This window comes from Syntrophobotulus glycolicus DSM 8271, from assembly GCF_000190635.1.
Lineage (GTDB): Bacteria > Bacillota > Desulfitobacteriia > Desulfitobacteriales > Syntrophobotulaceae > Syntrophobotulus > Syntrophobotulus glycolicus.
Window position 1 is genome coordinate 115,462 of sequence record NC_015172.1, and the last position, 24,315, is coordinate 139,776.

Annotated in this window: 22 protein-coding genes; 17 read left to right on the plus strand and 5 right to left on the minus strand. The window is 42.9% G+C overall.

The features are described 5' to 3' along the window. Positions 1-30: 30 nt before the first annotated feature. Genes SGLY_RS00585 through SGLY_RS16905 form a run of 3 tightly spaced genes read right to left on the minus strand, consistent with a single transcriptional unit; the run spans position 31 to position 1,636 of the window. Positions 31-255 carry a FeoA family protein gene (locus SGLY_RS00585; protein WP_013623358.1) on the minus strand — a complete coding sequence of 75 codons (225 nt, stop codon included), beginning with the start codon at positions 253-255 and terminating at the stop codon, positions 31-33. Between the two features lie 13 nt (positions 256-268). Continuing rightward, positions 269-490 (minus strand): FeoA family protein, encoded by a 222-nt coding sequence (locus SGLY_RS00590; protein ID WP_013623359.1) that lies wholly within the window; start codon positions 488-490, stop codon positions 269-271. A gap of 36 nt (positions 491-526) precedes the next feature. Further along, positions 527-1,636: a GGDEF domain-containing protein gene (locus tag SGLY_RS16905; RefSeq protein WP_013623360.1), complete on the minus strand. Its 1,110-nt coding sequence runs from the start codon at positions 1,634-1,636 to the stop codon at positions 527-529. A 191-nt stretch (positions 1,637-1,827) separates the two neighbouring features. Here SGLY_RS16905 and SGLY_RS00600 point away from each other — a divergent pair, with 191 nt between their 5' ends. Then, on the plus strand, positions 1,828-3,645 hold the full coding sequence (locus SGLY_RS00600) for a putative bifunctional diguanylate cyclase/phosphodiesterase (protein ID WP_013623361.1): 1,818 nt from the start codon (positions 1,828-1,830) through the stop codon (positions 3,643-3,645). A 116-nt stretch (positions 3,646-3,761) separates the two neighbouring features. On the opposite strand, the gene SGLY_RS00605 is transcribed toward SGLY_RS00600, so the two are convergent. Further along, complete coding sequence (locus SGLY_RS00605; RefSeq protein WP_013623362.1) at positions 3,762-4,073, minus strand: ferritin family protein; 312 nt, start codon at positions 4,071-4,073, stop codon at positions 3,762-3,764. Between the two features lie 306 nt (positions 4,074-4,379). Here SGLY_RS00605 and SGLY_RS00610 point away from each other — a divergent pair, with 306 nt between their 5' ends. From SGLY_RS00610 to pnpS, 16 genes are all read left to right on the plus strand, one after another. Further along, positions 4,380-5,900, plus strand: a complete 1,521-nt coding sequence (locus tag SGLY_RS00610) for a methyl-accepting chemotaxis protein (RefSeq protein ID WP_013623363.1) — start codon at positions 4,380-4,382, stop codon at positions 5,898-5,900. Between the two features lie 502 nt (positions 5,901-6,402). Next, positions 6,403-7,029, plus strand: coding sequence for a recombinase family protein (locus SGLY_RS00615; protein ID WP_013623364.1), 627 nt, complete (start codon positions 6,403-6,405; stop codon positions 7,027-7,029). A 301-nt stretch (positions 7,030-7,330) separates the two neighbouring features. Beyond that, on the plus strand, positions 7,331-9,379 hold the full coding sequence (gene hyfB, locus SGLY_RS00620; RefSeq protein WP_013623365.1) for a hydrogenase 4 subunit B: 2,049 nt from the start codon (positions 7,331-7,333) through the stop codon (positions 9,377-9,379). Between the two features lie 12 nt (positions 9,380-9,391). After that, a complete protein-coding gene (locus tag SGLY_RS00625) occupies positions 9,392-10,336 on the plus strand; it encodes a respiratory chain complex I subunit 1 family protein (RefSeq protein ID WP_013623366.1) in 945 nt (314 codons plus the stop codon). 4 nt (positions 10,337-10,340) lie between these two features. After that, on the plus strand, positions 10,341-10,997 hold the full coding sequence (locus SGLY_RS00630) for an NADH-quinone oxidoreductase subunit K (protein ID WP_013623367.1): 657 nt from the start codon (positions 10,341-10,343) through the stop codon (positions 10,995-10,997). 5 nt (positions 10,998-11,002) lie between these two features. Further along, positions 11,003-12,463 carry a hydrogenase 4 subunit F gene (locus SGLY_RS00635; protein ID WP_013623368.1) on the plus strand — a complete coding sequence of 487 codons (1,461 nt, stop codon included), beginning with the start codon at positions 11,003-11,005 and terminating at the stop codon, positions 12,461-12,463. Continuing rightward, positions 12,463-14,052, plus strand: coding sequence for a hydrogenase large subunit (locus SGLY_RS00640; protein ID WP_013623369.1), 1,590 nt, complete (start codon positions 12,463-12,465; stop codon positions 14,050-14,052). Before SGLY_RS00635 ends, SGLY_RS00640 begins: the two co-directional genes overlap by 1 nt. Before the next feature lie 9 nt (positions 14,053-14,061). Next, positions 14,062-14,805 carry an NADH-quinone oxidoreductase subunit B family protein gene (locus tag SGLY_RS00645; RefSeq protein WP_013623370.1) on the plus strand — a complete coding sequence of 248 codons (744 nt, stop codon included), beginning with the start codon at positions 14,062-14,064 and terminating at the stop codon, positions 14,803-14,805. Between the two features lie 242 nt (positions 14,806-15,047). Further along, positions 15,048-15,437: a phage holin family protein gene (locus SGLY_RS00650; RefSeq protein WP_013623371.1), complete on the plus strand. Its 390-nt coding sequence runs from the start codon at positions 15,048-15,050 to the stop codon at positions 15,435-15,437. Positions 15,438-15,591: 154 nt separating this feature from the next. Next, positions 15,592-16,485 carry a phosphate ABC transporter substrate-binding protein gene (locus SGLY_RS00655; RefSeq protein WP_013623372.1) on the plus strand — a complete coding sequence of 298 codons (894 nt, stop codon included), beginning with the start codon at positions 15,592-15,594 and terminating at the stop codon, positions 16,483-16,485. Between the two features lie 106 nt (positions 16,486-16,591). Further along, on the plus strand, positions 16,592-17,515 hold the full coding sequence (gene pstC, locus SGLY_RS00660) for a phosphate ABC transporter permease subunit PstC (protein WP_013623373.1): 924 nt from the start codon (positions 16,592-16,594) through the stop codon (positions 17,513-17,515). Further along, complete coding sequence (gene pstA, locus SGLY_RS00665; protein WP_013623374.1) at positions 17,499-18,407, plus strand: phosphate ABC transporter permease PstA; 909 nt, start codon at positions 17,499-17,501, stop codon at positions 18,405-18,407. The genes pstC and pstA overlap by 17 nt, the downstream gene beginning before the upstream one ends. Before the next feature lie 32 nt (positions 18,408-18,439). Next, complete coding sequence (pstB, locus tag SGLY_RS00670; RefSeq protein WP_013623375.1) at positions 18,440-19,201, plus strand: phosphate ABC transporter ATP-binding protein PstB; 762 nt, start codon at positions 18,440-18,442, stop codon at positions 19,199-19,201. Positions 19,202-19,231: 30 nt separating this feature from the next. Then, positions 19,232-19,918 carry a phosphate signaling complex protein PhoU gene (gene phoU, locus SGLY_RS00675; protein WP_013623376.1) on the plus strand — a complete coding sequence of 229 codons (687 nt, stop codon included), beginning with the start codon at positions 19,232-19,234 and terminating at the stop codon, positions 19,916-19,918. Positions 19,919-19,944: 26 nt separating this feature from the next. Next, the gene (locus SGLY_RS00680; RefSeq protein WP_013623377.1) at positions 19,945-20,679 is read left to right on the plus strand and encodes a response regulator transcription factor; all 735 of its coding nucleotides are present in this window, start codon (positions 19,945-19,947) and stop codon (positions 20,677-20,679) included. An 80-nt stretch (positions 20,680-20,759) separates the two neighbouring features. Next, positions 20,760-22,463: a two-component system histidine kinase PnpS gene (pnpS, locus tag SGLY_RS00685; RefSeq protein WP_169312000.1), complete on the plus strand. Its 1,704-nt coding sequence runs from the start codon at positions 20,760-20,762 to the stop codon at positions 22,461-22,463. A gap of 27 nt (positions 22,464-22,490) precedes the next feature. Here the strand turns inward: pnpS and SGLY_RS00690 are convergent, their stop codons facing one another. Then, positions 22,491-24,305, minus strand: coding sequence for a GGDEF domain-containing protein (locus SGLY_RS00690; RefSeq protein WP_013623379.1), 1,815 nt, complete (start codon positions 24,303-24,305; stop codon positions 22,491-22,493). Between the last annotated feature and the right edge of the window lie 10 nt (positions 24,306-24,315).

Here is a 24,315-nt window from a genome sequence, read left to right on the forward strand (position 1 = left end):
CTTTCTCCTTCTTTTTAAAAAAATATTTTTTTAATTGACTAATATTTGTTTCGCATCCTCTTTTCTTAAGGTTAATTCATAGCTCCGGATATTGACTTCAATGGGATCACCCAATGGTGCGACTTTTCTGACCAGAATATCCGTGCCGGAAGTAATGCCCATGTCCGTCAGCCTTCTTTTTACCGGTCCTTTACCGCTGATTTTAATGATCACCGATCTCTCTCCCGGTTTCAGGTCGTTCAATGTCCTTGCCAAAATATTTTCCTCCTTATCGGTTTTGTCGAATGATTAATTGCTGGGCCAGGCCTTTGCTGAGAGCGATTCTTGCTCCTTTGACGCTTAGGATGATGTTCCCGTTGATTTCATTGATAATGGAAACCGTCACTCCCGGAACAATCCCCAGGTTTTCCAGAAACCTTTTGCTGGATTCCTGAGCCCGGCATTCCACAATAAGACCTTCTTCTCCCGGATTTAACATGGTTAGAGGCATGGTGTCACATCCTGTTCAACAATTTCCGTTTCTTTGTCAGGCGCTATCGTCCGTAATCTGAACCAGTTCAGGAGAACACAGAATCCGGTTCTTTCCCTGTCCTTTTGCCTGATAAAGGAGCTGGTCAACACAGGTAAAGAGCTCATTGTTCTTATAGCGGGGCTCCATGCAGATTCCTCCCGCAACGCCGCCGCTGATCGTTACCTGGATGATTTGGTTGTCAAACACGAATTCATGCCCCGCGATTAGGTTCCGAATCCTTTCACAGACCGCGTTCCCGATTTCGGGCAGAGTATCGGGGAAGATGATCGCAAATTCTTCTCCGCCGTAACGGGCGGCCACATCGTTTTTGCGCACATTGGCCTGAATCAGAGCGGAAATCTTTTGCAAAACCTGATCTCCGGCCAGGTGTCCATATGTATCGTTGATTTTTTTAAAGTTATCGATGTCCAGAAGGGCCAGGCTCAAAGAATTCTGGGATTCATAAGAACGGGTAATGATTTCCTTGTAATAGATATAAAAGGTTTTGTGATTATATAGGCTGGTTAAATAGTCCTTGCTTACCATTTCGTTGAGCAGGGAGTTCTTATGCTCCAAATCTTCATTCATATAGCATAATCTGCCGACAAGCCGGTTGATCTCATGATTGACAACCCCCATGATATAACCCAGTAAAAAAAACAGCAGAATCTGGACAATCACAACCGGTGTAAACAAAGCTGTACGGTCCTGCAGCACGGCCACAGAGACATAACACAAGGCCACAAAAGAACTGCAGGCCAAGGGACGCTTGTGCTGAAAAAGGATAATCAGTAAAACAAGATAGATGCAGAACATTTGCGCCAGGATCGGGAAAAGATCCCGGGCAAAATATAAAAAAGCACTCAGGAAGATTCCGTCAATCAGAATACTCCAGAGAAACGGCCGAAAGTTTTTTTCCTCTTTTTTAAAGTAAACTTTGTTCACAAAACAGATTACTTTGAGAACGACAAGCACAGTATAGACAGCCATAAAAACCAAATAAGGGATATGATCATTCTGAAGCAAATACAGATAAAAAACAACGGTACCAAAGATCGTCATAACCTGAAGAAAGAGATAGAATTCCAAAATCGCTTTCAAACGGAATTCTTGAATACTATTCAAATTCTCATCTCCTATCTCTATCCTCAAATGACGGATTCATATCCATTATAATGTTAGACCTTTCTAACATTATAACTCTTTTTCTCTTGCTGTCAAGTCAATATTCTACTTTATTCATTTCCTTTTTACTTCTAGTGACAGGCAAATGATTATGTTATAATGTTAGATATATCTAACCCGGGAGGATAGCTTTGAATAACCGTTCTAGCCGTGCGTCACAAAAATTGACCGAGCAATCCGACCCTGGCGGAAGCAATGCTGAACAGATCAGACAAAACAGCATACAACCGGACATGATTTCAATGATCCTCCAAATTGCAGGTATTTATTATCATGCGGCCAGGGCTTATGTTGTTGAATTTTCAGAATGGGACGGGTCTGTCGTCAACATTTACTCCTGGTGCGGAGCCGGTGTCGCCCCAGATCTATCCCAGCTGAGAAATTGCACGACTGAAGACTGGGAGAGGCATATGCAGCGCTTCAATGATCAAGGAATTTATATCGGCTACTTTCCTCCGGACGCCGGTATTCTTTCTTGCGAAGCAACCTTTTCCCTCCAATGCGCTATTAGGAATCAGCAGCGGCTTTTAGGGCTGATCATACTTGGTGATTATACGCCAAGCCGGACCTGGACCAGACATCAGACCGATACCCTGGTCGTTATCTCCAAAATCATCAGCGATCATTTCATTCATCTGCAAACCCTGCAAAAACTTCAAAAGGTTGCTTCTACCGATATTTTGACCGGTGTGCATAATTTTGAAGCTTTTCACACAGAAATGGAAAAGTTAATCAGCCGGCATAAAGAAAAAAAATATGCGATCATTACCTGTGACATCGAACAATTCAAGGATATTAATGATACGCTCGGCCATGATAATGGAGACAGGGTGATTAGGAACCTGGCCTGCTCCATCCGAGACGGGCTGACTGATGTTGAACTGATCGGCCGGGTTTCAGGAGATATTTTTATGGTTCTGGCCGAATATGAAAGCCAGGCTACCTTTCTGAAACGCCTGAAGCAGTGGCATAATGGCTTCGCGGCGTTGAACCGTTCTCTGCAGCCGGCGGTGGAAATATGTGTCGCGGTGGGCATTTATCTGATCCAACCGGAGGATACGGTGATCTCCTCTCTGATCGATAAAGCCAATGCGGCCCGCAAATTAGCCAAAGGCAATAGAAAAAGTACGCTTTTCTTTTATAACGCCTCCTTGCATCAGCAGCTGATGCTGGTCAAAGAGTTGGAACTTTCCATGCTCTCATCTTTGCAAAACGGGAACTTTATGATTTTCCTGCAACCCAAATACAAGCTTAGCGGGCGGACAATCGAAGGAGCGGAGGCGCTGGTGCGTTGGGATCATCCAAACCTGGGCTTTCTTTTGCCTGCCGATTTCATTCCTCATTTGGAAAAAAACAGGTTTATTCTGGATCTCGATTTTTATGTTTTTGAAAAAATTTGCTTGCTGCTGAAAACCTGGATTGCCGGCCATAAACCTGTCATTCCCATTTCCGTCAACTTTTCCAGGCTCCATTTGCTTACCCGCGATTTCACGGCCCGGCTGATCAGCATCATGCAAAGCTACGGAATTCCGCCTAATCTTTTGGAAATTGAGCTGACAGAAAGCGCTTTTATCGACCAATCTGTTGATCTCCTCAAGGTGGCCTATAGCTTAAAAAAGCAGGGAATGACTATTTCTATGGATGATTTTGGCTCAGGGTACTCTTCATTGCTTGCGCTAAAGGACCTGCCGGTTGACGTATTAAAGCTGGATAAGGGATTTTTCAGTAAGGGTTTAATCACGAATAAAGATGAGATTATTATCCGGGGCTTCGTAAAAATGGCCAAGCAATTGCATCTGCGTGTGGTCTCTGAGGGAATTGAAACCGCGAAGCAGGCTGATTTTTTAGAAGAGATTGGCTGTGACCTGGCTCAAGGATATTACTTTTCCAAACCGCTTCCGGTCAGGGGATTTGAAGCGCTGCTGGCGAATGAACTGCTCACGTCATAAAAGGAGTGTATCCGAAATATAGATTGGCAAAACCATAAGTCTGAAAAATAAAAAACCCCAGAGCAGTCAGGCTCCAGGGTATCGGTCGTCTTTGGCCGTTTCATAAAAGCTTACGACTACGACTTGTCTTTTAATTGATCAATCTCTTCCTCAACTTCCTCGGCCCCTTCCAAATAGAAATTTTCTTCGTCGGGAGCAAGCTCTTTCAATAGTCTTAAAAATTCTCCCGCATGAACTCTTTCTTCATCGGCGATATCTTTTAAAACCTCTATAGCCAATTTGTTATCGGTTGATTCAGCCAGCTGCATATAAAGCTGGATCGCTTCATATTCCGCAGAAACCATAAAACGAATCGCTCGGATTAATTCTTGTTCAGTGAGCTTGCGGTCGTTAGCAAGACCGGAAAATGGGTTACCGAAATCAGGCATGGCCATTCCTCCTTGATATATTATTTTCCTTAAGCCAAATCCTGAAGACATGGCTAAGGGTTTATCACCGGTTTCTTTTTCTAAAGAAAACAGGTCGATTCTTTAGAAAATAAAATGATTACCGTTCTTGATTTTGTGGTTTTTTGATATTATTGTATAATGTTTATCCTATAACGTCAATTTGTCTGAGTGTTATGATCGTGTCTTGAAAATTACGCGCAATATAGAGTATACTAAATACGCTAAAGGCAACAAAGACGTTGAGCAAACATCTTGGGCCTTTTTTTAATTTTTGGGGGGAGAGAAATGATTATACTTTATTTATCAGCAATCATTTTCATCATTTTCATATTAGGGATTTGGCTGAAAAAACAAATCAAGTTGCTCAACTGTTTACTGCAGGAACTGGTTAAGGGGAATTATACATACGAGCTGAAAATAGAGAAAAATAACTTTGTATTCAAACGTTCTCTTCCTCTGATAGATGAACTTAAAGCGAAACTCTTGTCCCATAGTTTTGAGGTTCAGGTAGCATCTACCCAAATCGATGCAGTATCCCGGCAATTGTCAACAAATCTGACGGAATGCAACTCATTTGCGCAGCAGCTCTATGCTCAGGCGGATTATACTGTGCAAAACAATGAAAACAGTCAGGAAAAGCTTCATATGGTTCTGAATTCTGTAAAAACCCTTATTCAGAGACTGGAGAATGTTAAGGAAACATCAGCCGAAATGTTAACAACGAGTAATGAATCTGAACAAGTAATTGTTGATGGGTTACAGGGGGTAATGGAGATTGTTCAAATCATTAATCGCGTTAACCAGTCCAGTCTGGTTCTGATATCCAATATTAATGAATTTAAAAAGACCTTTCAGGATATCTCCAACATATTACAGGCGGTAGATGAGATCGCTAATCAGACTAATTTACTATCTTTAAATGCAGCCATAGAGTCCGCTAGAGCAGGTGAACATGGCAGGGGCTTTAGTGTTGTTGCTGAGGAGATCCGCAAATTATCTGATCATAGTAAAACAGCAGTATCCCAAATCACCGGTCTGATTTCTAAAATGGATATGGATGTGAGAGATGTCACCAATACAATGGATGCCAACAGAAATGATGTCAATACGGGCGTAACACTTTCAGAGGAGATTGAAAAGAGCCTGCACCAAATCCAGGAATCATACAGTAAGGTACATCGCCTGATTCAGTCTGTGATTAATATTACGGATGAGGAATATAAGAACGCTTCAACGATCGGGAAGAATGTCGATGAGGTCGAAAGTACGGTAGAACAAGTGAATTTGGGTTTTAAAGGGATTTATGATGCGATTCAAAAGCAATCTGAAAGCATCAATGAAATTAACCTGCTGTCCAATAATCTTCTGGAATCCCAAGATGGGCTATCCAAATTGGTAGAATCAAGCCAGTATTCATTAGAGCTTGACCGGGAAGGCTTCAAGGAAAATGGAGCTACGATCATAAAAATGATTAAGGAAGAAATCTTAGATCAGACGCAAATCCAAATGGAACAACCTATAGTAAAGAATATACTGGATAATTTTTTAGGAAAACATGTTAATCTGGAAGCAATCTGGATTAATGATGAGCAGGGGAAGTTTCTTTACTCTAATCCTCCTGCGAAAATAGCCAATGCCAAGATCCGTGAATGGTTTCAAAAAAGTATCCGCGGGGAGGAGTTTATTTCAGATATCTATGTATCTGCCATTACCAAGAATCCATGCTTAACAGTATCACTACCGGTAAAGAATCAAACCGGAGAATATATTGGAGTGATTGGAGCCGATCTGGGCCTGCAGCGCTAAAAACACGCAAGATAAAGCGTTAATGAAAATAAGGACTTTCCCCTTGTCGGATATCATTAAATCGATCCTGGGGCATCCTCGCAGGGGTTGTTTGTAGTATAGATAAAAATGAATTTGATCGAAATACTGGATTTGAACCTGTCTCATGGGATAATTTATCATTAACAATCAAAAATTTGTTGACCCAGACAAATGGAGTCAACTCAATACAATGTTCATAGATTTAGTCTGGTGTATTTCAGCTTAACGTTTATTTCTTTAGTCCCTAAATGACTTTATTCCCGGATAGGGATCTGTTTTCTCATGGCTTTCTTGTGAAGAAATGAACTGGTCTGAGGAAGTTTGTGCGAAGGCTTCATAGGGGCAGACAAGTCGAAAAAAAGGCATTAGTCCAGATATATAGTCTAAAAAATAATAATAATGACTTTTATAGACGTTCGTAAAATATTATAGACTTTTTTGGCCTCTTTTGGTAAGATCAAAGAAAACAATGAGGTATTCTATGGAAAAGAACTATTATTATACTCAGGTATCGATTTTGGATCAGGGCTTTGAAAAACAAATGGCAATAATACATCAAATGGGAATTGCTGAAACAGAGGTTTTTATTGATTACAAGGATGAAAACGGTGTTGAGCGGGAGAACTATTTTAAGTTAAAACAGCTTCTGCGGCCTGAGGATATTCTAAATATTGACTCCATAAATGCTTTAGGGGAAAATCTCGGAGAAATCGTCCGGGAATGGCAGGAAATAACCTTAAACGGAATAAACATTAGAGTACTGGATATGCCCTTGATTGATACAACTCTGTATAAAGGATTAACCGGAAATTATATCAGTGAAGTTGTTGTTCAGCTATTTACCTATTTTTTAGAACAAGAAAAGGAACAGGTGAAAAACAAGCAGGCTAAAGGAATTCAAAAGGCCAGGAAGAATGGAGTGATTCTGGGCAGACCAAAGGCCCAGCTCCCGCCTAATTTTAACCAAGTATATTTTAAGTGGAAGAATATGCAGATTACTGCCGTAGAAGCAATGAAACAGCTAGGCTTAAAAAAAAGCACTTTTTATAAATTGATCAAACAGTATGAAGATAATTTTAAGAAAAGTAAATTGGGGACCGGAAAATAGGCTGATCTGTCAGGACGATTCCCCCAAAGATCAGAAAAATAATCTGAAAATTAAGAAATTTGATGCAGGAATTAGAAGAAATTTGTTGAATATTTCATTAATTATTTTTGAATGAGGCTCTTATTTGTAAAAGGAAGCAATATTTAGACGAATGATACTACTAATTGCCGATAAGGCTCTTTCGTCAATAAATATGAGAAGGAGTCAATAATTATGAGCCGTATAGTTGTTTGACGAGTGGTTTCTGGAAGGGTAAACTTAAAAGACTTTGAATTTTTATGATAAGGGAGTATTCGTCCCGATGTTGAACGCAAATGGATTGTTTTTTATTGCTGTAGTTTTATTTTTATTAGGGGGATTACTCTCCTTAATTGTCCATAAACAGGCTCGCTTAAGTATAAGCGTAGCCTTTACTTTTGCCTTGGCAGCCTGTTTTTCCGCCTTGCTATGCGGAGTGAATGTATTGCTGAAGCAGGAAACAGTCAATCTTAGTATTCCGGCGGGGACGTTCTTGGGGTTGGACTATACTGTGCATATAGACAATTTAAGCGCTTTTTTTATGATTGTGATTGCGGTAGTCTCTCTGGCCGTATCAATCTATTCCTTTTCTTATGTTAAAGAATATGTCGGCCAATACAATATTGGTCTTTTAGGTCTGCTTTACCACCTTTTTCTCTTATCCATGTTTCTGGTTGTGGTCAGTGGCAGCTTTTTTATGTTTTTGTTTTGCTGGGAACTGATGTCCCTCATCTCTTGTTGCCTGGTTGTCTTTGACCATCGGGACGATCATGCGCGCAAGGCCGGGTTTATCTATATGATTATGACGCATTTAGGGACTCTTTTTATTGTGGCGGCTTTTCTACTGCTGTACAAAGAAACGGGCAGCTTTAGTTTTGCTCAGGCAGCCGCAGTTGGTCCGGCTTTGCCGCAGGGCTTGAAAACAGCCATTTTTTTCATGGTTACCTTTGGTTTCGGAATGAAAGCCGGTCTTGTTCCCCTTCATATCTGGCTGCCCCGGGCTCATCCTGCCGCACCTAGTAATATATCGGCCTTAATGTCCGGAGTAATGCTGAAAACGGCAATTTATGGGTTTATCAGGGTTGTGATTGACATTTTAGGTGGCGGTCCAATCTGGTGGGGGATACTGATTCTGGTTCTGGGCGTGGTATCGGCTTTGTTGGGGGTGATGTACGCCTTGATGGAGCACGATGTAAAAAGAATGCTGGCTTATTGCAGTGTGGATAATATGGGGATTATCTTAATGGGTCTTGGAGTATCATTAATTTTTATGAGCAGTGGACATCCTGAGTTAGCCGTTGTCGGCTTAATGGCCGGACTGTTTCATGTCTTTAATCATGCGGTGTTTAAAGGGCTTTTGTTCATGGGAGCAGGTGCGGTTCATTTTGCTGCCCACACTCGTAATATGGAGGAAATGGGCGGTTTGCTGAAAAGGATGCCTTGGACCGGACTCTTTTTTTTAATTGGAGCGGTTTCCATTTCAGCAATTCCGCCATGTAATGGTTTTATCAGTGAATGGATGACCTTTCAGTCCATATTAATGCTGGCGTCCAGTCCCGTCAATATCATCCTAAAGGTTCTTTGTCCTGTGTTTGCCGCGTTATTGGCATTGACCGGAGCGCTGGCCGCGGCATGCTTTGTCAAAGCATTTGGGATCCAATTTTTAGCTCAACCACGCAGTGAGAAAGCTGAAAGGGCAAGGGAAGTTCCCTTAAGCATGCGCATCGGGATGTCTATTCTGGCTTTCATCAGTCTCCTAACCGGGATTTTTCCTTATTTGATACTGAAGCCGTTGGATTCAGTGGCAGCCGGTCTCCTGAATATTGAGAACAGTGTCATGGCCGGAGATAAGCGGTGGCTGAATCTGCACTGGGCCTCCGGCGCTGAGACAAGTCCGGGAATCACCGTTTCCCCTCTTTTAATCACGGTACTTTTATTGATGGCTTTTGGGATTACTTTTGCGGTTCTTAAACGAATTGGCCGGGGGGGAAAAGTCAGAATTGAGGAAACCTGGAATTGCGGGGAGGAGCTGACGCCAAAGATGCAATATACAGCAACCTCTTTCTCCAAGCCCTTGAGGATTATTTTTCGCTTCGTTCTTTTTCCGGTCAGAAAGGTTGAGCGGGAATATGAGCTTAAACCGTACTTTACGCGTCGGATCAGTTATCAAGGAGATCTGAAACCGGTATTTGAAGATCTGATTTATCATCCGGCGACCAATTTCTTCATCAAAATCGCGGGCAAAATGCGGTCCATGCAATCGGGAAGCATTCATTTATATTTAGGGTATATTCTGATTACTTTAGTCATTTTGCTTATTTATACGAGATAGGAGATTAAGATAATGGCCGGGGTCTTCTTCACAATTTTTCAAATGCTTTTGATGCTGGCGCTGGCTCCCTTGCTTGCAGGCATCATCAAAAAAATAAAAGCCTTTTTTCAAAACAGGCGGGGACCAAGGATTTGTCAGCCTTATTATGATCTGTATAAGTATCTGCAGAAGGAAACTGTAGTTTCTGAGCATACTTCGTGGATTTTTACGGCCACACCTTATCTTTATTTCGGGGCGATGCTGGTTATTGCCATGCTGGTACCGGCAGTAACTGTCGCCGGTCCTTTAGCTTTTGGCGGAGACATTATATTAATCGTATATTTATTGGCGTTAGCCCGTTTCTTTTTGGCGTTAGCGGGTCTGGATGCCGGAAGCGCTTTTGGGGGTATGGCAAGCAGCAGAGAGATGGCTCTTTCTTCAGTAGTGGAACCGGCAATGATGCTGCCATTATTTACGGTCTCCCTTGCAGCGGGGACGACAAATCTCTCCCAGATTGTGACAGAAGTAGCGAAGACGGGTCCGGCAGTCTTTACCCCATCCCATTTCATCTCCTTTCTGGCACTTTTTGTGGTTGCCATTGCGGAGACGGGGCGGATCCCCGTTGATAATCCGGACACCCATTTAGAATTGACGATGATCCACGAAGGGATGCTTTTGGAGTATTCAGGCAAACCATTGGCACTCTTGACTCTGGGAGCCTATCTGAAACAGGTTTTAATCTTTACTTTTTTGGCAAATATCTTTTTTCCCTGGGGAATTGCCTTTAGCTTAAATGCGGCTTCTGTTTTCGGGGGGATATTATTTTTTCTCGGGAAATTAGTATTTCTGGGGATAGTGATGGCGGTAATCGAAACATCCATGTCAAAAATGAGATTGTTCAAAGTACCGGAACTGTTATTTGGGGCATTTTTGTTGGGCCTATTGGGTCTGATTTGTGATTTATTGCTTAGGGGGTAAAGAAATGGCTTATGATAATTTAGGAATCAGCAATCTGATGATTACTTTGGTCCTCTGTACCTGTTTTATGATTTTAGTCGCGCGGTTTTTAGATACGGTTATTGCAATCATTGTGGCCCAGGCAGTTTTATTGGCGGGGTTAAGTTTAAGCTTGGGGTATGTGACAGGAATCCATGAGATGTATTTCGCGGCCCTGCTGACATTGGCCGTAAAGGCCGGTCTGATCCCTTTTATTCTGGCAAGGGTCATTAAAAAGGTTGGGATCAGCAAGGATATCAAGTCATATCTGAATAGAAAAACATCTTTAATCCTCGCCGGGGCATTGGTGATTGTCGCTTATTTTTCCACAGGGCAGATAATCGGACAGGAATCCGGACTCATCCGCGAGGCTTTACATGCCGGTGTGGCGATGATGCTGATAGGGCTGCTGGTTATGACCACCCGTAAATCCGCGGTCATGCAAATTACCGGATTTATCATTATGGAAAACGGGCTTTTCCTCATGGGAGTAGGAACATCCAAGGGGATGCCTCCGGTGGTGGAATTGGGAATATTTCTGGATATGCTGATTGGCATTTTAATCATGGGGATACTGGTTTTCCGGATAAACCGCAGCTTTGAGAGTATTGATACAGAAAAATTAAGAAACCTGCGAGGATAAAGGGTATGTCATATCTTTTGCTGATTTTGCCTTTATTAACAGCTCTCCTTTGTGCTTTCCTAAAAAAGAAGACCACCCTGGGCGCAGTGAATGTCCTGGGGGGAATGGCCATAGCTTTGGCAGGGCTTTTTCTTGCCGGGCAAGTCTTTAAAAATGGGCCTGCTTCTTTGTTGGGCCGCTATATCTATATTGATGCCTTAAGTGCTTTTATTATCAGTATAATTTCAGTCATTGGACTGTTAACAGCGATATTTTCCCTGGGTTACCTTAGCAAGGATGTCGAAGAGAGGGAAATTGAGGCCGGGCGGCTGAAATGGTATTATTTTTGGTTTTATATCTTCATCTTTACCATGTTTTGTGTAGTAATGGCCGGTAATATGGGAATCATGTGGGTTTCCATTGAAGCAACAACTCTGGCGTCAGCCTTGCTTGTCGGCTTTTATGATAAGAAGAGCTCTCTGGAGGCAGCTTGGAAGTATATTATCATCTGTACAGTTGGAATTATTTTTGCTTTATTTGGGACCATACTTCTTCATTATGCCGCCGTATCAGTTACGGGAGAAAGTCTTTCCCTGGACTGGCTGAGTATCGTTGAGAATGCGGAAAAGCTTGATCCAAAGCTCCTTAAGCTGGCTTTTGTCTTTGCTTTGGTCGGGTATGGGACAAAGGCTGGGCTGGCGCCGATGCACACCTGGCTTCCTGATGCCCACAGCCAGGCACCGGCGCCGGTTAGTGCGATACTCTCCGGTGTTCTCCTGAATTGTGCTTTATATGGAATCCTGCGGTTTCATCTTATCGCGGTGAAGCCTTTGGGCATGTTTTCGCATGATTTGCTTCTTTTTTTCGGCCTGATCTCTATCCTCATTGCAATGCCTTTTATTATTGCCCAGCATGATTTAAAAAGGCTCTTGGCGTATTCCAGTATTGAACATATGGGATTAATCACTTTTGCGGTAGGAATTGGAAGCAAGCCGGCCTTGTACGGGGCTTTTTTACATATGTTAAATCACGCGTTCACCAAATCCTTTCTCTTTTTCGGAGCGGGAAATATTACGCAATATTTTCGAAGCAAAAAAATCGGTAAAATTAAAGGAGCCATCAAGGCCATGCCCCGGTCGGGACTGGCATTCTTCATCGGGGCATTTGCGATTGCCGGTTTACCGCCTTTCAGTATTTTTTTGAGTGAGTTTATCATTTTCAGTGCCGGATTCAGTGCCGGCAGGATTTGGCATTCCGGATTAGTGCTTATTTTTGTTTCCTTAATATTTACCGGGATAATCTATGCGGCGGGAAAAATAGTTTTGGGGGATCCGCCGGGCAGAATTCAGGAAACTGAGCGGCGGCAATGGACATCGATGGTGTTTTTGATTTTGCTGGTGCCGATGACCGTTCTCGGTTTCTATATTCCTGCTTTTGTAGATCAGGTTTTATTAGAGGTTGTGGCAGTGATGGCCGGAGGGAATTAATGATGACAGATGAGAGAATGAAAGAAATCCGGGCTTTTCTGGGAGAGTGGGCAGAGCGGGTCGAGGTCGGACAGTGTTATACAGATGAAATTCATTTAAACGTATCCAAGGAGGATATCATTATTCTGTCCGGAGTATTGCACAAAAAAATGGGGTATATTTTGATCCAGATGGCCTGTAATGATGAGAGAGAATTGAATGATTGTTTTAGCTTGTTTTATACATTTAAGGATATCAGGAATAAATTGATCATAGTCCTGAAAGTTTTGATTAGAGAGACCGAACCGGAATTTCCGTCCTTAACTCCGATCCTGCCGGCAGCCAATTGGTATGAAAGGGAAATTAGAGACATGTTTGGTCTGGATCCTAAAGGACATCCGGATAAACGGCATTTGGCCGTTCATAAAACCTGGCCTGCCAAGCATTATGCCCTGCGCAGGGATTTTAACCTGAAAGCGGCAGTCCCTTGGGTTGAAGGGGAGACGGCTTTTAACCGGGTTGACGGGGAAGGTGTTATGCAGGTCCCAGTCGGACCTATTCATGCCGGAATCATTGAACCGGGTCATTTTCGTTTCAGCACGGTAGGGGAAAAGGTGCTGAATTTGGAAGCGCAGCTATTTTATACGCATCGCGGCATGGAAAAAATCTCTGAAGGAAAAACCAGCCGCCAGGGGTTGTTAATTGCGGAAAGAATTTGCGGAGCATGCTCTTTTTCGCATTCCACAGCCTATTGCCTTGCTTGGGAAAAGCTTTCCGGAACGAGGGTCCCGGAACGTGCGCTCTATATTCGCACAATAGGAGTAGAGCTGGAACGGTTGTATAACCATATCGGAGATGTCGGAAATATTTGCGCGGGAGTAGGGCTGGCTTTTGGCACAATGCAGGGGGCCAGGCTCAAAGAAGAGATGCAGCAGCTAAATGAGCGAGCATGCGGCAGTCGTTTTCTTCGGGGAATCAATATTCCCGGAGGAGTGAGAAAAGATTTGGACACCGGGAGCAGGGAAGATATCCTGATTACTTTGGATAAGGTGGAAATAGAATTCAAAGAGGTAACTGAAATTCTTTTGGCAAATGATTCTTATCTGGATCGCACCCAAAATACGGGTATTTTACAGAAGGCTCTGGCCAGGGATTTACATGCGGTAGGACCCGCAGCAAGGTCGGCAGGAGTGGACGAGGATACGCGAAGAGATCTGCCTCATTTGGTTTATCCTAAATTATCGTTCAGAGTTCCTGTATATCAGGAAGGAGATGTTTTGGCGAGAGTCAGAATACGGGTGGAAGAGGTTTTTCAATCCATAGGGATGATCAGGCAGGCCCTGGACTTGATGCCTCCCGGAGAATTAGCGGCAGAGATGAACCAAGCACCTCCTTACAGCTATGCAATTGGCATGACCGAATCAGCACGAGGAGAAAATGTCCATCTCATCATGACGGATGGAAAGAACAGATTGTACAGACATATGGTAAGATCTGCTTCCTATTGCAACTGGGCCGTCCTTCCTTCCACAGTGCCGGGAAATATTGTACCCGATTTTCCTTTAATTAATAAAAGTTTTGAATTGTGTTATTCCTGCTTTGATCGATAGGAGGATATCATGCTGAGATTATTTCGTAAAAGTTTGATGACCGGAATCGTTACCACGGATTATTCGGGAGAGGGAGCGATCATACCGGAGCATGATCAAGGATTTCCGATCCGGCAGGACAAGTTCTGTCAACAATGCGGAAAATGTGCCGAAGCTTGTCCGCAGGCCGCGATAAAGCTGGAGGCAGCAGCTTGGAAAGGTTTTTCTTGGAAGATTGATCTGAAAAAATGTATTTGCTGCGGTTTTTGTATCGAGGAATGTCCGGTACAAGCATTAAGCCGCGGGAAAGAAGATGAGCAGGCTGAAATATCCTTGGACTCTCTCCTGAATCAGGCGGCCGGAAAAACACTCCGGTCATTTCAGCAATCCGTGCATATCCGTCACCTTGATGCCGGTTCATGTAATGGCTGTGATTGGGAAATGACCACCCTGACGGGCCCGGTCTATGATATTCAAAGATTGGGATTTGATTTTGTGGCTTCACCGCGGCATGCGGATGTTCTGATGGTTACCGGCCCGGTAACCAGAAATCTGCGGATAGCCGTACAGAAAACTTTTCAGGCCACACCTGCCCCCAAGCTCATTGTGGCGGTGGGAACCTGTGCCTGCAGCGGAGGGATTTGCGGGAAAAGCTATGCCAGTGCAGGCGGGGTAGACCGGGTCCTTCCTGTGGATATCTATATACCGGGATGCCCGCCCAGGCCGCAGGCATTAATTCAGGGACTGATGAAAATCAGAGAAAAACTGGAATAAGTGATTTCGGCCAGCAGTTGAAAAACTTAAAAACAAGGTGAAACAGGTTGATAAGCTGACGCGTAAAAAGCATCAGCTTATTCACATTAATTGAACAATTGCAGAAGGACGAATGCTTTAAAATGGCAATAATCATTGACAAAGCAAGGAACCGGCAGTATTATTTTTGCCTTAAGCTTGTCTCCCATACGCAAAGAAAATCATAGTATATAGAAAAGACAAAAGAGGGGGTCAAGTCATTAATGGAAAATGCAAGGATATTGGCGGCCTCCATAGGGACACTGTTAGCCTGGCTTGTCGGAGGGTTTGATTACTTGGTTCAGACTCTCGTTATTTTTATCATTATTGACTATTTGTCTGGAATAGCCGCGGCCTGGCTGATGAAAGAGCTGAACAGCCAAAAGGGACTCAGAGGGATCGTGAAAAAAATATTTCTGCTCAGCCTGGTTGTTGTCGCCCAGCAGCTGGACCAGGTTGTGGGCAGTAATGGATTTCTCCGGAATGCTGTCCTCTATACGCTCATCGCCAACGAGACAATATCGATTCTGGAAAACTGCGGTCGGATTGGGATACCGATCCCTAAAGCATTTTATTCTGCACTTGAAAAACTTAAAAATAAAGGAGATGGTTAGTATGCATAAAATTTAGGCATACAAAATAATCGTAAAAGCCCTTGAAATAAGCAGATTCGGTTTTACACAAATTTAACAATTGCTTAATTTAAACTTAATTCGGGAGAACTAAGATAATGATGAAATAAAGAAACAGGAGGTTTCATCGGAAAAAATGAGCAAGTCACCAGCCAAAAACAGAATTTATCTTTTCATCGTATCACTGCTCCTCATCGCCAGTGTCGCTGTCACTGGCTGTGGAAAGGGAGCGGGAACAGAAGCAGACTCCTCCAAAGAGGAACTTTCAGGATCAATAACTGCGGTAGGCTCCTCGGCTTTGCAGCCTCTTGCAGAAAAAGCAGCCCAGGATTTCATGGCGAAGAATCCGCAGGCAAAGGTTCAGGTGCAGGGTGGAGGCAGCGGAGTAGGTTTGACTCAAGCTTTCCAAGGTGCGGCGCATATCGGCAACTCGGATATCTTTGCCGATGAGAAGCTTAAACCGGAAGAAGCTGCAACACTGGTCGACCACAAAGTAGCGGTGGTAGGATTTGCAACGGTGGTCAATCCCCAGGTCTCCGTGGACAATCTTACTCAACAACAGTTAGTGGATATCTTCACAGGTAAAATAACCAACTGGAATGAAGTTGGCGGACAGGACCTGAAAGTCGTTATTATCAATCGTCCCACTTCTTCCGGAACAAGGGCGTCTTTCAAAAAATACGGTCTGAATGGCGCGGAGGAAGCTGCCGGAAAGGCTTTGACCGAGGATTCTTCCGGTACAGTGAAAAAGACAGTCGCCGACACCCCGGGCGCCATCTCCTACCTTGCTCTTTCCTATATCAATGACAATACAGTCAAACCGCTCAAATATGGGGGAGTTGAGCCCACAGCCGAAAACATTGCGGCCGGTACTTACCCAATCTGGTCTTATGAGCATATGTACACTAAAGGGGAAGCAACAGGCTTAACTAAGGCCTATATTGACTACATTCTTTCACCAGATGTACAAAATTCAGTCGTCAAAAGCTTAAAATTTATCCCAATAACAGACATGAAAGCATCAAGATAATCCCGAAGGCAAAGAATAAAAACATGGAAATCTTATGGACCGGTTAAACCATATGGTTTAACCGGTGCTGCCATGTCGACAGGGAGAAAGGGAAGGTGGCGGATAAATGAAAGCCCGTTCAAAAAGGGTTAACCGGTTCCTGAAAGAAGAGCTTGGTAAAGGTATTGTCAGCATAGTTGGATATTTGATTATTATTCTGACATTTTGTCTGGTGTTTTTTATTGCCTCTAAGGGTCTGACAATATTCTTTAAAAACCATTTTTCAGTAACAGATTTTATTTTTTCAAAAACCTGGAATCCAGACAGAGCTTTAGAAAACGGCGGGCCGGTAGTCGGGGCGCTGATTTTTATTATTGGTTCGGTAGCCGTGTCTTCACTGGCGCTATTATTCAGTGCCCCTTTAAGTGTGGCGGCGGCTGTTTTTATGACGGAAATTTCCCCGAGAATCGGAAATAAGGTTCTTCAGCCGGTCATTGAAATCTTTGTCGGTATACCTTCCGTCGTTTATGGTTGGGTGGGGCTCAGTGTGATTGTGCCCTTTGTCCGAAATTATTTTAGCGGCCACGGTTTTAGCGTGTTGGCCGGAGGATTGGTTTTGGCCATCATGATTCTTCCGACAATAACCAGTGTAGCGGCGGATTCGTTTAAAAGGCTTCCCAATGATTATAAAGAAGCCTCTTTAGCTTTAGGCGCCACGAGATGGCAAACCATCAGCAAAGTTCTCCTTCCGGCAGCTTTCCCGGGGATTCTGACAGGAATTGTCCTCGGATTGGCAAGAGCTTTCGGGGAAGCGCTGGCGGTTCAAATGGTCATCGGGAATTCAATTGCTATTCCGGGTTCAATCTTGGATTCCACAACCACCTTAACCAGCATTATCACGATGGATATGGGCAATACCCCATCGGGATCGATATGGAACAATGCGCTGTGGACAATGGCTTTGCTCCTGCTAATGATATCTTTCTTATTTATTGTTCTGATCCGTAAGATTGGGGTTAAAGGGGGCTTGGAAAATGAGAATGAAAATTAAGAACCAGACATATGATAAAGCTGCTACCTTTATTTTTTATCTGGCGGCAGCATGTGTAGTTTTATTGCTGGTCCTGTTTACCGGTTATATTTTCTACCATGGACGGGAAAGGTTAAACCTTCATTTTTTAACAAGCTCCCCGGTTTTTATGCAAACAGGGGGAGGCATCGCCCCGCAATTGTTTAATTCTCTTTATTTGGTTCTGTTGTCAATGATCATCACAATTCCCGTGGGTTTGGCCGCAGGAATTTACATGGCTGAATATGCCAAGCAAAATCGATTGACCAGAGCGATAAGATTTTCAATTGAGGCTCTGGCCTCTCTTCCTTCTATTGTGATCGGATTGTTCGGCCTTTTGGTATTTGTTAATTTAACGGGGTGGGGCTATACGTTAATGTCCGGTGCTCTCGCTGTGTCAATTCTGAATATTCCCGTGATCACAAGACTGAGTGAGGATGCGATCAGAAATGTTCCTTCAGCGATTAAAGAAGCCAGCTTGGCTTTAGGAGCAACCCACTGGCAGACAATTGTCAGGGTTGTGTTGCCGGCTGCTCTGCCCGGTCTGATTACAGGAATAATTATTACGGCGGGAAGAGCTTTTGGTGAAGCGGCCGCCTTGTTATACACAGCCGGAATGAGCAGTCCTCATCTGGATTTTACCAACCTTAATCCACTGGATGACGCCTCTCCATTAAACCCTTTCCGGCCGGCTGAAACGCTAGCTGTTTATATCTGGAAAGTGAATTCTGAAGGCTTGGCTCCTGATTCCAGACAAATTGCTGACGGTGCTTCGGCAATCTTGTTGATTGCTGTTCTAATTTTCAATATTGGCGCCCGCTTTTTAGGCAGGTTGCTGAGTACCAAATTTTCCGGATCAAATGCGCCAAAATAACCGAGAATAATACTTTGGGACAAGGAATGAAAATGATGAAGGAAAAGATTAAAATATCAGCCAAAAATATCAATCTGTACTACGGCAGGAGTCAGGCTCTGAAAAATATTAATATGGATATTCCGGAAAAAAAGGTAACAGCTCTGATCGGGCCTTCCGGCTGCGGCAAATCGACTTTTTTGAAAACGATTAACCGGATGAATGATCTGATTAATAATGTGACCATTACCGGTCAAATTTATATTGATGAGGCAAATATTTATGAAGAAACAGATACGGTAGAATTGCGCAAAAAGGTAGGCATGGTTTTTCAAAAGCCCAATCCTTTTCCGATGTCCATTTATGATAATGTTGTTTACGGATCGCGCATTCATGGGGTTAAAGTTAAAACTAAGCTGGACGAGATCGTGGAAAAAAGCCTGCGCAGTGCCGCTCTCTGGGATGAAGTGAAGGATCGCCTGAAACAGAATGCTTTAAGCCTTTCCGGCGGACAGCAGCAAAGGCTTTGTATTGCAAGGGTCCTGGCGGTTGAGCCGGAAATCCTGCTGATGGATGAGCCGACCTCCGCCCTTGACCCGATTTCCACTCAAAAGATTGAGGATCTGGCCGATGTATTGAAAGAAAAATACACGATCATCATTGTTACACATAATATGCAGCAGGCCGCTCGAATCTCGGATAAAACAGCTTTCTTCTTGCATGGGGAAGCCGTAGAGTATAACGATACAGATGCGATTTTCAGTAATCCTTCCGATAAAAGGACAGAGGATTATATCACCGGGCGTTTCGGATAATTAATAGATAAAAAAGGAGGTATTCTGGGGATGACGAGGAATACTTTTGCTAAAGAACTGGAAGAATTGCATCTTGACCTGATTAACATGGGCAGCCTCGTGGAAGATTCAATCAATAATTCACTCTCCGCTTTGAGAAATGAAGATCTGGAACTTGCAGCGTTAGTCATAAAGGCAGACGATATCGTCGATGACTATGAAAGAAAAATAGAGAAAAAATGCCTGAACCTGATTGCCCGGCAGCAGCCTTTAGCGGGTGATTTGAGAAAAATAAGCACAGCACTGAAGATGATTACAGATATGGAAAGGATTGCTGATCACTCCTCAGATATCGCTAAACTGACCATCAAGATGGCCCAGGAAAATATGATAAAAACATGGATCAAGCCATTGATTGATATTCCCGAAATGGCCGAGCAAGCCAAAAAAATGGTCAAAACATCCTTGGACTCTTATGTTAAACAGGATATTAATATGGCTCAAAGCCTCTATGAACACGATAATATCGTCGATGGACTGTTTATTAAAATCGTCCAGGAGCTTTCCCTGATCATGAAAGAACATCCGAATGCCGTTGACCAGGCGGTAAACTTGATTTTCATCGCCAAATATCTGGAGCGGATGGCCGATCATGCAACAAATATTGGGGAATGGGTTATTTATAATGTCACAGGCAGACATAAGGCAAATAAAGAAAACAAAAAATTCCTTTTCTAAAGTCGTTATTTGAAAGGCGGGATAAAATGACGAAGTCATTAATCTATGTAGTTGAGGATGAAAGCCATATCCAGCAGCTCGTCAAATACAATTTAGAAAAAGAAGGCTATAGGGTCAAAGCCTTTGGCAATGGAGAGAGCTTTTTACAGGAAACGCGCCTGAAGGTGCCGGAACTCTTTTTATTGGATATTATGCTGCCGGATATTGACGGCCTGGAATTATGCAAGCTCTTGAGGAAGAATCCTGCTACCCATAAAGTCCCCATTATCCTGTTAACCGCCAAAGGGGAGGAATTTGATAAGGTCCTGGGATTGGAGATCGGGGCGGATGACTATATCACCAAACCTTTTAGCATCCGGGAAATGATCGCACGGGTCAAGGCTGTCCTCCGCAGGGTAACAGAGATTGGTGCTGAGGAGGAGGAAGAGATCAGGCAAGGTGATATTGTGATGAATTGCAGCCGGCGGGAGGTCTATAAAGGCAGCCGCCAGCTTGATTTGACGCTCAAGGAATTTGAGCTCTTAAAATTATTGCTGTTGAACAAAGGGCGGGTATTATCACGCGATATGCTTCTGGAAAAAATTTGGGGTTACGAATATCAAGGAGAAACAAGGACGGTTGATGTGCATATTCGCTATTTGAGACAAAAGATTGAAGAGGATGACAACAATCCGCTTTATATAGAAACGGTCAGAGGGATCGGCTACCGTTTCAGTGACAAAGTATCGCGCACGGATTCGGAAACAACGAAGCGGTTATGAAGAAGAGAATATTTGTATCTTTTCTAGTATTATTAATTATTGGTATTTTGATCTCGGCTTTTTTAGGAACTAAACTTACTTTGAAATATGCTCAAATCGAGATAGAGGAAAAGCTGAGAAGCTTGGCCTCTATGATGGCCAGTGATTTGGGGGATGAGGCGGCCCAGGGAATGAAACTGGATTATGACCGGGCTGCAAAAAAATATGCGGATCTCTTTGCCAAATCTGAGGGAGATGACAGTTTTTCCTTTTTCTATGCTCCTCCTGACAGCTCGATAAGGGTGACTTTTATCGATTTTAAGGGACAGGTATTAGGAGAGTCTGAGACGGATTATCAAACCATGGAAAATCACCTTTCCCGCAAAGAAATACAGGAAGCCATCAAGGGAAATATCGGCCAGGATATCAGAGCCAGCCATACCTTGGATGTAGATTTTCTCTATATTGCCGCTCCCATCTCCTCCACCGAAGGAATTGCCCGGGTATCCGTTCCGTTAAACAGAATAAAGCATATCAACCAAATGATCTGGCTGTATGCTCTGGTCGGAATATTAGGAGGGCTGCTGTTTACCATTCCTTTGGCAAAAAAACTATCTTCATCAGTGACAAAGCCGGTTAGGGAATTAATCAATGCCTGTGGGGAAATTGCTAAAGGTAACTATTTCCGCCGGGTTTATTACCATGCCAATGATGAACTGGGGGAAATGGCAAAGAATTTCAATCTGATGGCTTCGAAGCTGGAAAACACGGTGAAGGACCTGACCGAGCAGAACGCTAAGGTAGACTCCATTCTGAAAAGCATGCAGGGCGGTTTGATCGCGGTCAATATCAGACAAAGAATTATTTTGATTAATACAATGGCCTGTGATATTCTGGGGATCCCATATCATCAGGGTATACTGGGGATGAATCTGATCAAGCTGGTCAGAAATCAGCAAATTAACAAGGTCCTAAGAGATTCAATGGAAAAGAATGTTCCGCAAATGGAATTAATCAATATAGAGGAAAAAATCATCAGAGTCTATGCCAATCCCATCAAAGGACATCAAAATGAGAATATGGGTGGGATTGTCACGATGCTTGATATCACAAATATCAAAAAATTGGAGCAAATGAGGACGGAATTTGTATCCAATGTTTCCCATGAGCTGAAGACACCGCTTACTTCTATCAGAGGATTCATCGATACGTTAAAGGATGGGGCTGTCAATGATCCGGAGGTTGCCGGAAAGTTTTTGGATATCATTGATATTGAGGCAGAAAGATTGAGCAGGCTGATCAATGAGATCTTGCAGCTTTCAGAGATCGAGTCCATGAAACAGGACCGGAATATCGAAGATGTGTTCTTAAAACCGGTAATAGATGAGGTTTTCTCTATCCTGCAACAATCGGCTGAAGAAAGAAAAGTGGGGCTTCATGCAGATATTGCCGAAAGCGTTTCGATTCAAGCCAATAAGGACAAAATAAAACAATTATTGATTAACCTGATTGATAATGCCATCAAATACAATATTGAAAATGGTAGTGTGACAGTAAAGGCTGAACAGGCCGGAGGAAAGGTTCTGATTTCTGTCCGGGACACTGGGATCGGGATCGAAAAAGAATATCTGGATAGGATTTTTGAACGATTTTATCGGGTTGACAGGGGAAGATCAAGCGAATTGGGTGGAACAGGACTTGGATTATCCATAGTCAAGCATATCGTCAACTTGTACCAGGGCCGGATCGATGTCGACAGTGATCCTGGAAAAGGAACAGAGTTCAAGATTGAGATCCCGGACTGAATTCAAATTTTAAGCTGCTTAATAAAATTAAATTAGAGATAACGGATGATCTGGAATTTCTTTGATGATATAGGAGCTTTTTTGAACTTTTTTCGCCTGCTTTTTTAAAGAGGCAATATATTGGGCGAACGATTCAGGAGTTTCAAGCTTATTCAGATGTCCATATATTCCGGCAATGGAGATTGAAGTGAGGTTAAATCTTCGTAAAGTACCATAGCGATCTTCATCCTCCAGATATTGTTTTTCTTTATCCTTGGCGCTGAAGAACTCTAAAATCCTTTGGTCGAAAACGGAGATGATTTCTTGACAGATTGTGGGGTATTTTTCCTGTTCGCTTTCCACAATAAAAATAAAATCGTCTCCGCCGATATGCCCTACAAAACTATTGTAAGGATACATGGTTTTAACTGAATTTTGAAGAATATCCGCAGTAAGCTTAATAATCTTGTCGCCGTTTTCAAAACCATAAAGATCATTGTAAATTTTAAAATTATCCAGATCGAGATAAAAAATACAAGATCCTTTACTATAAGTAATCGTATCCTGAAGGACTCTGTTTATCACAGTATTTCCAGGCAAAGAGGTGAGGGGATTAAGCTCGTGAGCATAACTTTTCTCATAAATCAGAGTATATTCTATCAGTTTTTGCATGGAGACGATTCCGGCAAAATGGGATCCTTTTGTAACGATAATATCATCATAAATATTTTCTTGCGGGCGAGCCATTGCTCTGTTGGCAACATGATGAACAGGGGTGTAATAATCGACAATCAGCGGCCCCTTGTCCATTATTAAGGAAACCGGTCTTTTGGAATAGAGGGAATACCCAAATTTGCTGGCCATTTGGGAGTCGAGTTTATTTCGCATGATCAGGCCTATGGGATAATGGTTTTCCACAATGCAAACACCTGAACATGAGGTTTGATCAAAATATTTTTTAATCACGGCGCATTCTTCATTAACACTGAAACATTGATCGTTTTTGATCAGATCAAAGATGTAATGATAATCATGGCTAAAGCTTTTCATATTATTCATTACTTGATTAAAATCTTTGATGATTTCTTTTGATTTTTCAGAGACAACGGGTAACTGTGCCTGGGGTCTTTGGAGGAAGAAACCCTGTCCAAACTGAACACCTAAACGGATGAGCGTTTTTAGTTCTTCCGCAGTTTCAATACCCTCGGCAATCAGGCGAATACTGGAGTTTTCAGATATACTGATTAAAGCCTTGACCATGGATTGTTTGAACTGGTCGTTGTCTATGTCTCTGATCAGATCCATATCGATTTTAATGAAGTGAGGCCTGATTTCACTAATCGTTCTAAGCCCGGAGTAACCGGACCCGACGTCATCAATGGCGATCTGGTATCCTTGCTCAATATAATTGTTCAATACTTCACAAAACTTTTGATAATCTTTGATCGCAGTGCGTTCTGTAATTTCAAAAACAATGGATTTCGGGGATATGCCGAATTCCAAAAGCATATCTCGGGTAAAGCCTTTTTTAAAATTCGGGTCTTTGATGATACTGGGGTCGACATTAATAAAAAGAAGTTTATTAAAACCGGAGCTGCCGGCTTTTTCCAAGGCTTTTTTTCGAAAAAGGAGGTCTAATTCAAATAATTTTTGTTCCTCTTCAGCAATTTTGAGAAGATCAACGGGAGAATGCAGTGGGGAGTCTGCCGGACCTCTGCCGAGAGCCTCATAACCAATGATTTCTCCGTCTTTTAATCCAAAAATAGGCTGAAACACAGTATAAACTTGTTTTTGCTCCAGTATTCTAAAAAACTCTGATTTTAGATCATTGTATTTCTCGAAAGCAGAAAATTCCAAAGGCATGACTCTACTC

Coding starts and splice junctions, on each gene's coding strand:
- SGLY_RS00615 (WP_013623364.1), top strand. CDS start 6,403: ATGGAAAAGAACTATTATTATACTCAGGTATCGATTTTGGATCAGGGC.
- SGLY_RS00655 (WP_013623372.1), top strand. CDS start 15,592: ATGAGCAAGTCACCAGCCAAAAACAGAATTTATCTTTTCATCGTATCA.
- SGLY_RS00605 (WP_013623362.1), bottom strand. CDS start 4,073: ATGCCTGATTTCGGTAACCCATTTTCCGGTCTTGCTAACGACCGCAAG.
- SGLY_RS00645 (WP_013623370.1), top strand. CDS start 14,062: ATGCTGAGATTATTTCGTAAAAGTTTGATGACCGGAATCGTTACCACG.
- hyfB (WP_013623365.1), top strand. CDS start 7,331: ATGTTGAACGCAAATGGATTGTTTTTTATTGCTGTAGTTTTATTTTTA.
- pstC (WP_013623373.1), top strand. CDS start 16,592: ATGAAAGCCCGTTCAAAAAGGGTTAACCGGTTCCTGAAAGAAGAGCTT.
- SGLY_RS00610 (WP_013623363.1), top strand. CDS start 4,380: ATGATTATACTTTATTTATCAGCAATCATTTTCATCATTTTCATATTA.
- SGLY_RS00635 (WP_013623368.1), top strand. CDS start 11,003: ATGTCATATCTTTTGCTGATTTTGCCTTTATTAACAGCTCTCCTTTGT.
- SGLY_RS00590 (WP_013623359.1), bottom strand. CDS start 490: ATGCCTCTAACCATGTTAAATCCGGGAGAAGAAGGTCTTATTGTGGAA.
- SGLY_RS00650 (WP_013623371.1), top strand. CDS start 15,048: ATGGAAAATGCAAGGATATTGGCGGCCTCCATAGGGACACTGTTAGCC.
- SGLY_RS00630 (WP_013623367.1), top strand. CDS start 10,341: ATGGCTTATGATAATTTAGGAATCAGCAATCTGATGATTACTTTGGTC.
- pstB (WP_013623375.1), top strand. CDS start 18,440: ATGATGAAGGAAAAGATTAAAATATCAGCCAAAAATATCAATCTGTAC.
- SGLY_RS00625 (WP_013623366.1), top strand. CDS start 9,392: ATGGCCGGGGTCTTCTTCACAATTTTTCAAATGCTTTTGATGCTGGCG.
- phoU (WP_013623376.1), top strand. CDS start 19,232: ATGACGAGGAATACTTTTGCTAAAGAACTGGAAGAATTGCATCTTGAC.
- pstA (WP_013623374.1), top strand. CDS start 17,499: ATGAGAATGAAAATTAAGAACCAGACATATGATAAAGCTGCTACCTTT.
- SGLY_RS00640 (WP_013623369.1), top strand. CDS start 12,463: ATGATGACAGATGAGAGAATGAAAGAAATCCGGGCTTTTCTGGGAGAG.
- SGLY_RS00680 (WP_013623377.1), top strand. CDS start 19,945: ATGACGAAGTCATTAATCTATGTAGTTGAGGATGAAAGCCATATCCAG.
- SGLY_RS00690 (WP_013623379.1), bottom strand. CDS start 24,305: ATGCCTTTGGAATTTTCTGCTTTCGAGAAATACAATGATCTAAAATCA.